This window comes from Citrobacter sp. MGH 55, from assembly GCF_016906145.1.
GTDB lineage: Bacteria > Pseudomonadota > Gammaproteobacteria > Enterobacterales > Enterobacteriaceae > Citrobacter_A > Citrobacter_A amalonaticus.
The window spans coordinates 4,042,658-4,055,850 of record NZ_CP070239.1; the positions used below are offsets into that span (position 1 = coordinate 4,042,658).

General features: G+C 57.5%; 13 protein-coding genes. 8 read left to right on the forward strand and 5 right to left on the reverse strand.

All coding sequences use genetic code 11. The annotated features are described in order from the left end of the window. The first annotated feature begins 366 nt into the window (after positions 1-366). From xthA to JTI98_RS16790, 6 genes are all read left to right on the forward strand, one after another. Positions 367-1,173, forward strand: a complete 807-nt coding sequence (gene xthA, locus JTI98_RS16765) for an exodeoxyribonuclease III (protein WP_216081555.1) — start codon at positions 367-369, stop codon at positions 1,171-1,173. A 9-nt stretch (positions 1,174-1,182) separates the two neighbouring features. After that, entirely contained in the window at positions 1,183-1,857 is a 675-nt protein-coding gene (locus JTI98_RS16770) for a TVP38/TMEM64 family protein (RefSeq protein ID WP_058587966.1), read from the forward strand. A gap of 2 nt (positions 1,858-1,859) precedes the next feature. Then, the gene (locus tag JTI98_RS16775; RefSeq protein WP_216081556.1) at positions 1,860-3,023 is read left to right on the forward strand and encodes an ABC transporter substrate-binding protein; all 1,164 of its coding nucleotides are present in this window, start codon (positions 1,860-1,862) and stop codon (positions 3,021-3,023) included. Further along, the gene (locus tag JTI98_RS16780; protein WP_216081557.1) at positions 2,996-4,531 is read left to right on the forward strand and encodes an ABC transporter permease subunit; all 1,536 of its coding nucleotides are present in this window, start codon (positions 2,996-2,998) and stop codon (positions 4,529-4,531) included. The genes JTI98_RS16775 and JTI98_RS16780 overlap by 28 nt, the downstream gene beginning before the upstream one ends. Beyond that, a complete protein-coding gene (locus tag JTI98_RS16785; protein ID WP_061070202.1) occupies positions 4,531-5,163 on the forward strand; it encodes an ATP-binding cassette domain-containing protein in 633 nt (210 codons plus the stop codon). The genes JTI98_RS16780 and JTI98_RS16785 overlap by 1 nt, the downstream gene beginning before the upstream one ends. 87 nt (positions 5,164-5,250) lie before the next feature. Next, on the forward strand, positions 5,251-6,558 hold the full coding sequence (locus tag JTI98_RS16790; RefSeq protein WP_216081558.1) for a rhodanese-like domain-containing protein: 1,308 nt from the start codon (positions 5,251-5,253) through the stop codon (positions 6,556-6,558). A 39-nt stretch (positions 6,559-6,597) separates the two neighbouring features. On the opposite strand, the gene JTI98_RS16795 is transcribed toward JTI98_RS16790, so the two are convergent. Both JTI98_RS16795 and JTI98_RS16800 read right to left on the reverse strand, forming a co-directional pair. Beyond that, complete coding sequence (locus JTI98_RS16795) at positions 6,598-7,215, reverse strand: CDP-alcohol phosphatidyltransferase family protein (protein ID WP_216081559.1); 618 nt, start codon at positions 7,213-7,215, stop codon at positions 6,598-6,600. Next, positions 7,208-7,777: a carboxymuconolactone decarboxylase family protein gene (locus tag JTI98_RS16800; protein ID WP_216081560.1), complete on the reverse strand. Its 570-nt coding sequence runs from the start codon at positions 7,775-7,777 to the stop codon at positions 7,208-7,210. Before JTI98_RS16800 ends, JTI98_RS16795 begins: the two co-directional genes overlap by 8 nt. 78 nt (positions 7,778-7,855) lie before the next feature. Here JTI98_RS16800 and JTI98_RS16805 point away from each other — a divergent pair, with 78 nt between their 5' ends. After that, positions 7,856-8,269 carry a pyrimidine (deoxy)nucleoside triphosphate diphosphatase gene (locus JTI98_RS16805; RefSeq protein ID WP_216082261.1) on the forward strand — a complete coding sequence of 138 codons (414 nt, stop codon included), beginning with the start codon at positions 7,856-7,858 and terminating at the stop codon, positions 8,267-8,269. Here the strand turns inward: JTI98_RS16805 and JTI98_RS16810 are convergent. After that, positions 8,229-8,489: a YnjH family protein gene (locus JTI98_RS16810; RefSeq protein WP_172961335.1), complete on the reverse strand. Its 261-nt coding sequence runs from the start codon at positions 8,487-8,489 to the stop codon at positions 8,229-8,231. The two genes, JTI98_RS16805 and JTI98_RS16810, sit on opposite strands and share 41 nt — an antisense overlap. 252 nt (positions 8,490-8,741) lie before the next feature. Here JTI98_RS16810 and gdhA point away from each other — a divergent pair, with 252 nt between their 5' ends. Further along, the gene (gene gdhA / locus JTI98_RS16815) at positions 8,742-10,085 is read left to right on the forward strand and encodes an NADP-specific glutamate dehydrogenase (RefSeq protein ID WP_043000911.1); all 1,344 of its coding nucleotides are present in this window, start codon (positions 8,742-8,744) and stop codon (positions 10,083-10,085) included. Between the two features lie 16 nt (positions 10,086-10,101). Here the strand turns inward: gdhA and topB are convergent, their stop codons facing one another. Then, on the reverse strand, positions 10,102-12,048 hold the full coding sequence (gene topB, locus JTI98_RS16820; protein WP_044327842.1) for a DNA topoisomerase III: 1,947 nt from the start codon (positions 12,046-12,048) through the stop codon (positions 10,102-10,104). A gap of 4 nt (positions 12,049-12,052) precedes the next feature. Then, the gene (gene selD / locus JTI98_RS16825; RefSeq protein WP_044265483.1) at positions 12,053-13,096 is read right to left on the reverse strand and encodes a selenide, water dikinase SelD; all 1,044 of its coding nucleotides are present in this window, start codon (positions 13,094-13,096) and stop codon (positions 12,053-12,055) included. Between the last annotated feature and the right edge of the window lie 97 nt (positions 13,097-13,193).

The following is a 13,193-nucleotide window of genomic DNA, read 5'->3' on the forward strand; positions in this document are numbered from 1 at the left end:
TTCGTGCCAGCCAGTGGAAAAAATGCATAAACGGGTGTGTGGAACGGAAAATCAATGAGTTATAGCCCAGCGATATTCACTATATGTGCATATAAAGTGAATATGTTTGCGCGAAAGAAGAATAAATAGAGGAAAAACCGCAATATTATGCACAGTCCAGATATAATTCTGGAAATGTGATCATCTACGAAATTTACAGGAAATTACTGCGCCATTTTGACGCAATCCGCCCTAAAACAGGGCAAGCATTGCCCCATTGTTAACACCATTCACACCCATTGCCGGAATCTCACCATTATGGGCAGTCAGTCTGCGGAAATTCTGCTACCATCCATGCTCTATTCATCCTGTAAAATGGCAGCGACTATGAAATTTGTCTCTTTTAATATCAACGGCCTGCGCGCCAGACCACATCAACTGACAGCCATCGTCGACAAACACCAACCCGATGTCATTGGCCTGCAGGAGACAAAAGTTCACGACGACATGTTCCCGCTCGAAGATGTCGCAAAACTCGGCTACAACGTTTTCTACCACGGGCAAAAGGGTCACTATGGCGTGGCGCTGCTGACCAAAGAGCCCCCCATCGCCGTGCGCCGGGGTTTTCCCGATGATGGCGAAGAAGCGCAGCGCCGCATCATCATGGCTGAAATCCCCTCTCCGCTGGGCAACCTGACGGTAATCAACGGCTACTTCCCGCAGGGCGAAAGCCGCGACCATCCGATTAAATTCCCGGCCAAAGCGCAGTTTTATCAGAACTTACAAAACTATCTCGACAACCAACTGAAGCGCGACAATCCGGTGCTGATCATGGGGGATATGAATATCAGTCCGTCCGATCGGGATATCGGCATTGGCGAAGAGAACCGCAAGCGCTGGCTGCGCACCGGCAAATGTTCGTTCCTGCCGGAAGAGCGTGAATGGATGGACCGCCTGCTGAACTGGGGCCTGGTTGACACCTTCCGCCACGCGCACCCGGAAACCACCGACAAATTCTCGTGGTTTGATTACCGTTCGAAAGGGTTTGATGATAACCGTGGTCTGCGTATCGATTTGCTGCTGGCAAGCCAGCCGCTGGCGGACCGTTGTCTGGAAACCGGTATCGACTATGAAATTCGCAGCATGGAAAAACCGTCTGATCATGCGCCGGTATGGGCGAAATTTAAGGTCTGATGCTCAACCGTGAACGCCAGAAAAATAGGGCTTGCGGGCGCACTGATCCTCTGTCTTGCCGGGGTGCTCTGGGCGTTGCCCCCCGGCCTGCTCACGCTGGAGACGCTTAAGCGCGAACATTCACTGCTGGCGGACTGGCAACGCCAGTCCCCTTTTCTCAGTGCAAGCCTCTATTTTCTGCTCTATACCGTCGTCACAGCGTTGTCGATTCCTGGCGCGGCGCTGCTGACGCTGCTTGGCGGCGCGCTGTTTGGCCTCTGGCAAGGCACGCTGCTGGTCTCTTTTGCCTCAACGCTGGGCGCCACGCTCGCCATGCTTACCAGTCGTTACCTGCTGCGTGACTGGGTAGCGCGGCGGTTTTCCCGGCATATGGCCACGGTGAATCACGGGATGGCGCGGGACGGCGTCTTTTATCTTTTTGCGCTACGCCTGATACCCTTGTTTCCATTTGTTGTCGTCAACCTGCTTGCAGGTCTCACCACCGTTGGCGTGCGCCGCTACTGGTGGGTCAGCCAGTTGGGGATGCTGCCTGCCACCGTGGTTTATCTGAATGCCGGACGCCAGTTAAGCCAGTTAACATCAATACGTGACATTATTTCTCCCGCTATGCTGACCGCTTTTGCTCTGTTAGGGCTATTACCACTGGCCTCCCGTTGGCTGGTCACACGTTTTTTTCAGGAGTAATTATGCGCTGGGGATTACTACTCGCGAGTCTGTTGCTGACCGCTCCGGGACACGCCGAACAACGCTGGCAGCAGATCCAGAATGAGGCCAGAGGCCAGACCGTCTGGTTCAACGCCTGGGGCGGTGACAGCGCCGTTAACCAGTATCTTGACTGGGTCAGTGGCGAGATGAAAACCCACTATGCGGTCAATCTTAAAATCGTGCGTCTCGCCGATGCCGCTGATGCCGTGAAGCGCATCCAGACGGAAGCCGCCGCCGGGCGAAAGACCGATGGTTCTGTCGACCTGTTGTGGGTTAACGGCGAAAATTTTCGCACGTTGAAAGAGGCTGGATTGCTGCAAACCCAGTGGGCGGAAACGCTGCCCAACTGGCGCTATGTTGATACGCAAAAACCGGTACGTGAAGATTTTTCAATTCCCACTGACGGGGCTGAGTCTCCGTGGGGGGGCGCGCAGTTGACGTTTATTGCAGATCGCGACGTGACGCCGCAGCCGCCTCAAAGTCCGCAGGCGCTGTTGGCATTTGCCCGGTCACATCCAGGCACCGTCAGTTACCCGCGACCGCCGGACTTTACCGGCACGGCGTTTCTGGAACAGTTATTAATCTCGCTGACTGACAATCCGCACGCGCTCACCGTCGCGCCGGACGCCGCCACCTTTGCCGATGTAACCGCGCCGCTGTGGCGCTATCTCGACGCGCTGCATCCGAGTCTGTGGCGAGAAGGGAAAGATTTCCCGCCATCTCCGGCGCGGATGGACGCGTTACTTAAGAGCGGGACATTGCGCCTGTCGTTGACCTTTAACCCGGCGCACGCTCAGCAAAAGATCACCCGCGGTGAATTGCCAAAACACAGCTACAGCTTTGGTTTTACCGCAGGGATGATTGGCAACGTGCACTTTGTCGCCATTCCGGTTAACGCCCGCGCCAGCGCCGGAGCGAAACTGGTCGCCAACTTCCTGCTCTCTCCTGACGCACAGCTGCGTAAGGCCGATCCAACAGTCTGGGGCGATCCGTCGGTGCTGGATGCGAAAAAACTGCCCGCCGCACAACAGGCCGCGCTGGAAGCGCGCATTCCGGACGGGCTGCCCGCCGTGCTGCCTGAACCTCATGCGGCCTGGGTTAACGCACTGGAGCAAGAATGGCTGCGCCGCTACGGATCGCGCTAATGCTTCTCGCCTGGCTGGGCATGGCGGCAATTTATGCGCCAATACTGCCTGCCGGGATATTGCTGATCGCGCCCGCGCTGTCACTGACGAACTGGCAGGCTCTTTTTACCGATCCGCAGTTACCGCAGGCGTTGCTGGCGACCGTGGTGTCGGTATTCATCGCCGCCGCTGGCGCGCTGTTTATTGCGTTAACAATCGTGGTGGCACTCTGGCCCGGCATACGCTGGCGACGGTTGAGTACCCGCCTGCCGTGGTTGCTGGCGATTCCCCATGTCGCGTTTGCCAGCGCCGCGCTACTGCTTTTCGCTGAAGGCGGACTGCTCTGGCACGCCCTGCCGTTTCTCTCGCCTGCGATTGATCGCTACGGCATCGGGCTGGGCGTGACGCTGGCCGTAAAAGAGAGCGCTTTCGTGCTGTGGATTTTATCCATTTTACTGAGTGAGAAACGCCTCGCTCAGCAGGTCATCGTCCTGGATTCGCTGGGCTACAACCGCCGGCAGACGCTCTGCTGGTTGATCTTACCCACTATCGCCCCCGCACTAGGAGCCGTAATGCTGGCCGTGGTGGCGTGGACGATTTCGGCGGTGGATGTTGCCATTATCCTCGGCCCCGGCAATCCGCCGACGCTGGCGGTCCTCTCCTGGCAATGGCTTAGTCAGGGAGACAGCGAACAGCAGATCAAAGGCGCACTGGCAAGCCTGCTCTTGCTGGCGCTGCTCGCCCTTTTTGCCCTCGCGGGTTATCAGCTCTGGCGTAGCTGGCGACGCACGCTTCCTGACGTCAGTGGCGTACGTCAACACCGCGTTTCGCCCCTAACGGGGAAAACGCTGTCATTGTCGCTGCCCGTGACGGGAGTGCTCTGCACGGTATTACTGGCCTTTCTGGCGCAGCAATCTACGCTCAATCTCGACGCGTTAACCCACAGCGTAACGATCGGAGTGGTCGCCAGCGCGCTGGGACTGGTCATTTTGCTGCTATGGCTGGAATGGGGACCACAGCGCGGACATCGTTGGGTCTGGCTGCCAATCCTTCTTCCGGCGCTGCCGCTGGTGATGGGCCAATACGCGCTGGCGTTGCATCTTGAACTGGACGGTCAGTTTGCCGCGCTCATCTGGGGACATCTGCTGTGGGTGGTACCGTGGATGTTGTTTGTCCTGAAACCGGCCTGGCAACGCATCGACCCTCGTCTGCTGCTGATTGCCCGGACGCTGGGCTGGTCACCGATGAAAATCTTTTGCTGCGTAAAATGTCCGCAGATTTTGCGTCCTGTACTCGTGACGCTGGCCGTCGGTTTCTCCGTCAGCATCGCGCAGTATATGCCGACCCTGTGGCTGGGCGCAGGCCGTTTCCCGACGCTGACGACGGAAGCGGTGGCCCTCAGCAGCGGCGGCAGTACCGGTATTCTGGCCGCGCAGGCGCTCTGGCAATTGCTGTTACCGCTGGTCGTGTTTACGCTAATGGCCGGACTCTCGTTATGGGTCGGCCACCGCCGACAAGGATTGCGCTAATGCTCACCGTTCGCCATCTTTCCCTGTTTCTCCACCAGACCCCGCTGTTTGGCCCGTTAACCTTCGAAGTGGCAAAAGGTGACATTGTCACATTAATGGGTCCCTCCGGCTGCGGCAAGTCTTCGCTGCTGGCCTGGATGGTGGGTGCGCTGACGCCACCGCTGCATGTCCGCGGTGAACTGTGGCTGGGTGAGCAGCGTCTGGATACGCTCCCCACCGCCCGTCGGCAGATCGGTATTTTATTTCAGGATGCCCTGCTGTTTGATCACTTTACGGTGGGACAAAACCTGCTATTAGCGCTTCCTGCCAGTCTGAAAGGCACAGCGCGGCAGGATGCGGTTCAGCACGCGCTTGACCGTGCGGGCATGGCGGGATTGTCTTCTCGCGATCCCGCCACGCTATCCGGTGGTCAGCGCGCACGGGTTGCGCTGCTTCGCGCCCTGCTGGCGCAGCCTAAAGCGTTGCTGCTGGATGAGCCGTTCAGCCGTCTTGATGCTGATCGTCGGGCAGACTTTCGTCAGTGGGTCTTTGATGAAGTGCGTCGGCTGGACATTCCCGTTGTTCAGGTCACCCATGACGCGCAGGATATTCCGCCGGGCGGTCACGTTTTGCCGTTATCTTCCGCCTTGTGAAACTGCTTACATACTGCGTTAACGCAAAGTTTTTCCGCTACCGCGAGCACAGAATGGCGCCTCCTTATCTCAACGTCGGGCAATTCGATGAAACGTGTTTCTCAAATGGCCGCGCTGGCTCTGGCTTTAGGGCTCGCTTGCGCTTCCACCTGGGCTGCTGATATGGCGCAGGTACTTAACTTCCAACAACTGGCGCAAAAACAGGGTACGGCTATCGATACCCGTCCCTCTGCGTTTTACAATGGCTGGCCGCAGTCACTAAACGGTCCGTCCGGACACGAACCTTCCGCCCTCAACCTCTCTGCCCGCTGGCTTGATACCATGAGCGACGAACAGCTCGCGACCTGGATTCAACAGCATCAACTGAAGGCCGACGCCCCTGTCGCGCTGTACGGCAACGACAGCGACGTGCAGGCGGTGAAAAACCGGCTGAAAAAGGCAGGACTGCAACAGGTTGCCACGCTGAGCGACGCGTTGCAGGATCCGGCGCGTCTGCAACGACTGCCGCATTTCGAGCAACTGGTTTATCCGCAGTGGTTGCATGACCTACAACAGGGTAAAGCGGTTACCGCGAAACCGGCCGGCGACTGGAAAGTGATAGAAGCCGCCTGGGGCGCGCCGAAGTTTTATCTGCTCAGCCATATTCCAGGCGCGGATTACATCGACACCAACGAGGTGGAAAGTGAACCGCTGTGGAACAAAGTGCCTGATGACACTCTGAAAGCGATGCTGGCGAAACACGGTATCCGTCATGACACGACGGTGATCCTGTACGGACGCGATGTTTACGCGGCCGCGCGGGTGGCGCAGATCATGCTGTATGCCGGAGTAAAAGACGTGCGTCTGCTCGATGGCGGCTGGCAGACCTGGTCCGACGCCGGGCTGCCGGTCGAGCGCGGCACGCCTGCGAAAGTTAAACCGGAGCCCGATTTTGGCGTGACCATTCCGGCGCAACCCCAGCTGATGCTTAATATGGAACAGGCGCGCGGACTGTTGCACCGTCAGGATGCGTCGCTGGTCAGTATTCGCTCCTGGCCAGAATTTATCGGCACCACCAGCGGCTACAGCTATATCAAGCCAAAAGGTGAAATTGCCGGGGCGCGCTGGGGACATGCCGGTAGCGACTCGACGCATATGGAAGATTTCCATAACCCGGACGGCACCATGCGCAGCGCAGATGACATCGCTAGTATGTGGAAGCAGTGGCACATTCTGCCGGATCAGCAGGTCGCCTTTTACTGTGGCACCGGCTGGCGCGCGTCAGAGACGTTTATGTACGCCCGGGCGATGGGCTGGAAAAACGTCTCGGTTTATGACGGCGGATGGTACGAATGGAGCAAAGACCCGAAAAACCCGGTCTCCGCAGGTGAGCGCGGCCCGGACAGCAGTCTGTAATAGATTGCCGGATGGCGGCGCTTGCGCGCCATCCGGCGTTCACTGTTGTAACCCCTTCAGCGTCAGATAACCACTCCAGACGCGGGTCAACGTCGTCATCCAGCACAGTGTGCCGAAGATCCACGCCAGCACGGCAAACTTCTCCGGGTAAAGACACGCCAGTACAAACACCAGGATCGTTTCCGTTCCCTCGGTCAATCCTCCCAGATAATAAAACGATTTATGCGCATAGCCGGGGTTGTCGATATTGTGCTTCGCGGCCAGCGCAGCAAAGGCGAGAAAACTGCTGCCGGTGCCGATAAACGCAAACAACAGCCAGCCCCCCGCCAGCGCATTCTGCTGTGGGTCGGCCAGAATGAAGCCGAACGGCACCAGCGCGTAAAACAGAAAATCGAGAGAGATATCAAGAAAACCGCCCGCATCGGTAAGCCCCCGGCGTCGCGCCAGCGCGCCGTCAAGCCCGTCCAGCAGACGATTCAGGACAATCGCCACCAGCGCCGCCAGATACCAGCCCAGCGCCAGAAACGGCAACGCCAGTACGCCGAGGCCAAACCCAACCAGCGTCAGACCGTCCGGGGAAACCCCCGGCCTGTCGAGCACGCCTGCGCAACGGTGAAGCAGCGGTTTAAGCCGTGGATGCAGATGCCGGTCAAGCACGCGGCGCTCCTTTGAGACTGTCGCACAGTCCCTGCGAAGGAATATCCAGCGCGACATTAAAACGCGCCGAGAGGTTCTGAAAAGCCAACAACGCGGTCATCTCGCTAATAACGTCATCGCTGAAATGCTGCTTCATTTGTGCTTTCAGGGCATCATCTACCCGCGGTGGCGTGGCGGTCACCGCGTCAGCATAAGCCAGCGCAACGCGCTCTTCTGGTGTAAAAAGCGACGATGCCTGCCAGTCCGCCACGGCCAGCACTTTGTCCATCGCGCCGCTACGCTCTGCCAGTCGCAGGCTGTTGGCATCCACGCAGAATGCGCAGTGGCAGACCTGCGACACGCGCGTCATCAATAATGCCCGCATCACCGGCGTCAGACGCGCACGTTTACGCTCAAGAAACCCGACAAACAGCGCCACCAGCCAGAACAAAAACGGCATCCGCCCCCACCAGCGCGTCGGATGTAATACCTCTCCGTAATGTTTTCTTTGCGTCATCACGAGAGGATTGAGACTGGCGGGGAGACGGGTCAACGGCGTTACCCACGGTTGCGGATCGTTCAAGGCAGACTCCTGGGACTTCAGGTCAATCAAAGATGACGATAGTATGTCACTTTCTGCTGTTGAACATTGACGAATATGATGAAAACCCTCGACGTTGTTGCCGCGATTATTGAACGTGATGGCAAAATTTTGCTCGCCCAGCGCCCGCCGCAGGCGGATCAGGCAGGTTTATGGGAATTTGCCGGTGGCAAAGTGGAAGCGGGCGAAACGCAGCCGCAGGCGCTGGTCCGCGAACTGCGCGAAGAGTTAGGCATTGAGGCCACGGTGGGGCGCTATATTGCCAGCCACCTGCGTGAAGTCTCCGGGCGGTTGATTCATCTGCATGCCTGGCATGTCCCGGCGTTCAGCGGAGAAATGATGACGCATGAGCATCAGCAACTGGTGTGGTGCGAGCCGCACGTCGCGCTGGACTATTCGCTCGCCCCCGCTGATATTCCGCTACTTAACGCCTTTATGGTTTTACGCGACGCCAGACCAGCGGATTCGTACTGAGCGTTTTCTCGTCGCGCTGGCACTGCAACAGCACGCCATCGGCTTTAATTACCGCCCCTTCTGAATAATTCTGATCCTGATAAATGCAGCACTGATTACAGGGCTGCGCGCGCTGTCCACCGGAACTGAAGACCTCCGGCGGCACGTTCACCTGCACATCCGGGCGAAGGTTTTGGTTCGCCAGGCTGGATAAAGAGAGTGTCATCAGCGCTGCCGCCATCGCGATAAAACGCATAGGGTTTCCTTACTATTTCGGGTCTGTTCTTAGTATAACGGTAACCCGCGCGGGAAACTTTACTCTCTTCTGTCATCGTTTTTCGTTATGACAGCCGTCTGGTTATTAATTTGTCTGGCACCGGCATTTTTTTCTTGCTATCCGTCACATTCCTGATGGTATAGTCAAAAACTGCAAACACATATCCACAAAAAACACAATTACAACCACATTTAAATATAAGAGGTTTTTATATCTATGGATCAGACATGCTCTCTGGAATCATTCCTCAACCATGTACAAAAGCGCGACCCGAATCAAACCGAGTTCGCGCAAGCCGTCCGTGAAGTTATGACCACCCTGTGGCCATTCATTGAGCAAAACCCGCGCTATCGTGAAATGTCGTTGCTGGAACGGTTGGTTGAGCCAGAGCGTGTGATTCAGTTCCGTGTCGTGTGGCTGGACGATCGTAATCAGGTCCAGGTTAACCGCGCCTGGCGCGTGCAGTTCAACTCGGCAATAGGCCCGTACAAAGGCGGGATGCGCTTCCACCCTTCCGTTAACCTGTCGATCCTGAAGTTTCTCGGCTTTGAGCAAACCTTTAAAAACGCACTGACCACCCTGCCGATGGGCGGTGGTAAAGGCGGTAGCGATTTTGATCCGAAAGGCAAAAGTGAAGGCGAAGTGATGCGTTTCTGTCAGGCGCTGATGACGGAACTGTACCGTCATTTGGGTCCGGATACTGACGTTCCTGCCGGTGATATCGGCGTGGGTGGCCGTGAAGTGGGCTTTATGGCCGGGATGATGCGTAAGCTCTCCAACAACAGCGCCTGCGTGTTTACCGGCAAAGGGCTCTCCTTCGGCGGCAGTCTGATCCGTCCGGAAGCAACCGGTTACGGTCTGGTCTACTTCACCGAAGCGATGCTCAAGCGTCATGGTCTGGGCTTTGAAGGGATGCGCGTAGCGGTTTCCGGTTCCGGTAACGTGGCGCAGTTTGCCATTGAAAAAGCGATGGAATTTGGCGCTCGCGTGGTGACGGCCTCCGACTCCAGCGGCACCGTCGTGGATGAAAGTGGCTTTACGAAAGAGAAACTGGCGCGTCTGTGCGAAATTAAAGCCAGCCGTGACGGTCGCGTGGCGGACTACGCTCGTGAGTTTGGCCTGACCTATCTGGAAGGCAAACAGCCGTGGTCAGTGCCGGTCGATATCGCACTGCCGTGTGCCACACAGAACGAGCTCGACGTCGAAGCGGCTCGCGTGCTGATTGCTAACGGCGTGAAAGCGGTGGCGGAAGGGGCAAACATGCCAACCACCATCGAAGCGACCGATCTGTTCCTCGAAGCCGGCGTGCTGTTTGCACCGGGCAAAGCGGCGAACGCCGGTGGCGTTGCCACCTCCGGCCTGGAAATGGCACAGAACGCGGCGCGTCTGAGCTGGAAGGCGGAGAAAGTGGATGCCCGTCTGCACCACATCATGCTGGATATTCACCATGCCTGCGTCGAGTACGGCGGTGAAAGCAAACAGACCAACTATGTCCGTGGGGCGAACATCTCTGCCTTCGTGAAGATTGCCGACGCCATGTTTGGTCAGGGTGTGATTTAAGTCCCCCCAAACCGAATTACAGGCCCGCCTCTGCTGATGGCGGGCTTTTTTTCGCCGCACGTTTACGAGGCGCGCTCTTCTTCTTCTCTCCACCATCACCACCAGGCGCGACAATGCCACGGAAGCGACGCACCGGCGTACTGCGCGCCTGATCGATCAATTGATACAGCGTGCCCACCAGCGGCTGCATGAAATCCTGATAGCGGCACTGCTTTTCGCTGATTTGCGTCAGAATTGACTCCCAGTGAGCGGTCATATCCGGACGGGTCGCCATCTCCGGCAGCGAGTGGAACAGCGCTTTCCCGGCATCGGTTGAGTGGATATAGCGCCCTTTTTTGACCAGAAAACCGCGCTTAAACAGCAGTTCGATGATCCCGGCGCGGGTGGCCTCGGTGCCCAGCCCGTCCGTTGCACGGAGGATCTTTTTCAGATCTTTATCCTGCACGAAGCGCGCAATCCCGGTCATCGCCGACAGCAGCGTGGCATCGGTAAAATGGCGTGGCGGCTGGGTCTGACGTTCAACCACTTCGCCCTTTTCACACAGCAGTTCATCGTCTTTCGCCACCACCGGCAGCGGCGTGCCGTCGTTCTCTTCATCCCGCTCTTTACTGCCCAGCAGCGTTCGCCAGCCCGCTTCGGCAAGGAATCGGGCCTTAGCGACGAATTTACCCTTCGCGATATCCAGTTCAATCACGCATTTACGGAATACCGCATCCGGGCAAAATTGCATCAGGTATTGACGGGCTACCAGGTTATACACCTTCGCTTCATTGTCCGTCAGAGTGATACTGTTGCTGCGCGCAGTAGGAATAATGGCGTGGTGAGCATCAACCTTTTTATCATCCCAGCAGCGATTACGGGTATCGGGATTTACCGTCGGTTGCGGCAGCAGATCCGGCGCATGCACGCCGATGGCGTTCATTACCGCATGCCGTCCAGCGAAGTGCTCTTCCGGCAGATAGCGACAGTCAGAACGCGGATAGGTAATCAGCTTGTGGGTTTCATACAGCTTCTGGCAGATGTCGAGCACGTTCTGCGCGCTCAGGCCAAAGCGTTTCGCCGCTTCAATCTGTAAAGCTGACAGCGAGAACGGCAACGGCGCAGATTCTGATTCCCGTTTATCGTTATAGCTGGTGACTATCGCCGGTTGGCCGTTGATGCGGTTGACCACATGCTCCGCCAGCGGACGGTGTAACAATCGTCCCTCTTCGTCCTGATACGGTTCGCACGCTTCGCTCGGCTGCCAGATCGCGGTGAAGCGTTCCTCTGCAGGGGTCACGATATGCGCTTTCACTTCAAAAAAATCTTTGGCAACGAAGTTTTCGATCTCTTCGTCGCGTCGGACAACCAGCCCGAGCACCGGCGTCTGTACGCGCCCGACGGAGAGTACCCCCTGATAACCGGCGTTACGCCCGAGAATGGTATACGCACGGGTCATGTTGATGCCGTACAGCCAGTCCGCGCGGGCACGGGCCAGCGCCGACACGCATAACGGCACAAATTCGCTGTTTGAGCGCAGACGTTCAATTGCACGTTCAACGGCCTGTGGGTTGAGATCGTTAATCAGACAGCGCTGCACCTGTTGACGCTTTTCCGGCGCCAGTTGCAGGTAATCCAGCACCTCGTCCACCAGCAGTTGCCCCTCGCGATCCGGGTCTCCCGCATGGATTACCTCACTGGCCTCATGCAGAAAACGCTTAATCACGTTGAGCTGTTTGGTCACGGAAGGACGCGGCTGCAATTGCCACTTTTCCGGCACGATCGGCAGATCGGCAAGGTTCCAGCGCGCATAACGACTGTCATAGACATCAGGCTGCGCCTGTTCCAGCAGGTGACCAATACACCAGGTCACCACCTGGCCGTTACCGCATTCAATAAAGCCATCGCCCTTACGGTGCGGTTTAGGCAACACATCAGCAATGGCGCGCGCCAGACTCGGCTTTTCGGCAATAAACAACCGCATTGGGTTAACGGATCTCAACCATGGCGCGACCACCACGGGCTTCAACCAGCTCACCGATCGCCGTCAGGTCAATGCCAAACTCGGCGGCGGTGGCTTTCACTTCTTCTTCGGCCTCTGGCGTTACCGCCAGCAGCAGACCGCCGGAGGTTTGCGGATCGCACAGCAGGGAGCGCACCGCCTGCGGCATTTCCCCCATCAGATGGCCGTAGCTGGCAAAGTTACGCTCGGTGCCACCCGGCACAGCCCCCAGGTGGATGTACTCTTCGACGCCCGGCAGTTTAGGGATGTCCTGATAGCGGATCTGCGCCTGGACGCCTGCCCCCTGGCACATCTCGCTGAGGTGGCCCAGCAGACCAAAGCCGGTGACATCGGTCATCGCTTTCACGCCGTCAATGTTGGCAAATGACGCTCCGGCAATGTTCATGCGACACATGACTTCCGTCGCCAGCCCCTGATGTTCAGGTTTTAGCAGCGACTTTTTCTCTGCAGTAGTCAACACGCCAATGCCTAGCGGTTTGGTCAGGAACAGTTTGCAACCGGCCTCGGCGGTGCTGTTTTTCTTCACCCGCTCAGTGGGAACAATGCCGGTGACGGCCAGACCGAAGATCGGCTCCGGCGCGTCAATCGAGTGGCCGCCCGCCAGCGCAATGCCCGCCTGACGACAGGCAAAGCGTCCGCCTTCAGTCACCTCACGGGCGATTTCCGGCGACAGCTTGCTGATAGGCCAGCCCAGGATCGCGATCGCCATAATCGGTTTGCCGCCCATCGCGAAAATATCGCTGATGGCGTTGGTCGCCGCAATGCGGCCAAAATCAAACGGATTATCGACAATCGGCATAAAGAAGTCGGTGGTACTGATGACGCTGGTACCATTGCCCAGATCGTACACCGCCGCGTCGTCACGGGTTTCATTTCCCACAAGCAGGTTCGGGTCGACAAACTTCGCCTGCTCGCTGTGCAGGATGGTTTCCAGCACTTTCGGGGAAATTTTACAACCGCAACCCGCTCCGTGGCTGTACTGTGTTAAACGAATAGCATGCTCGCTCATGGACATCTCCTGTCATTGCAATCGGGCTATGGTAGCGCTCATTCCATGAAGTGGTAAGAGAGAGTGTCCGAATTCCGGCGTCTTTGCTCAGAATCCA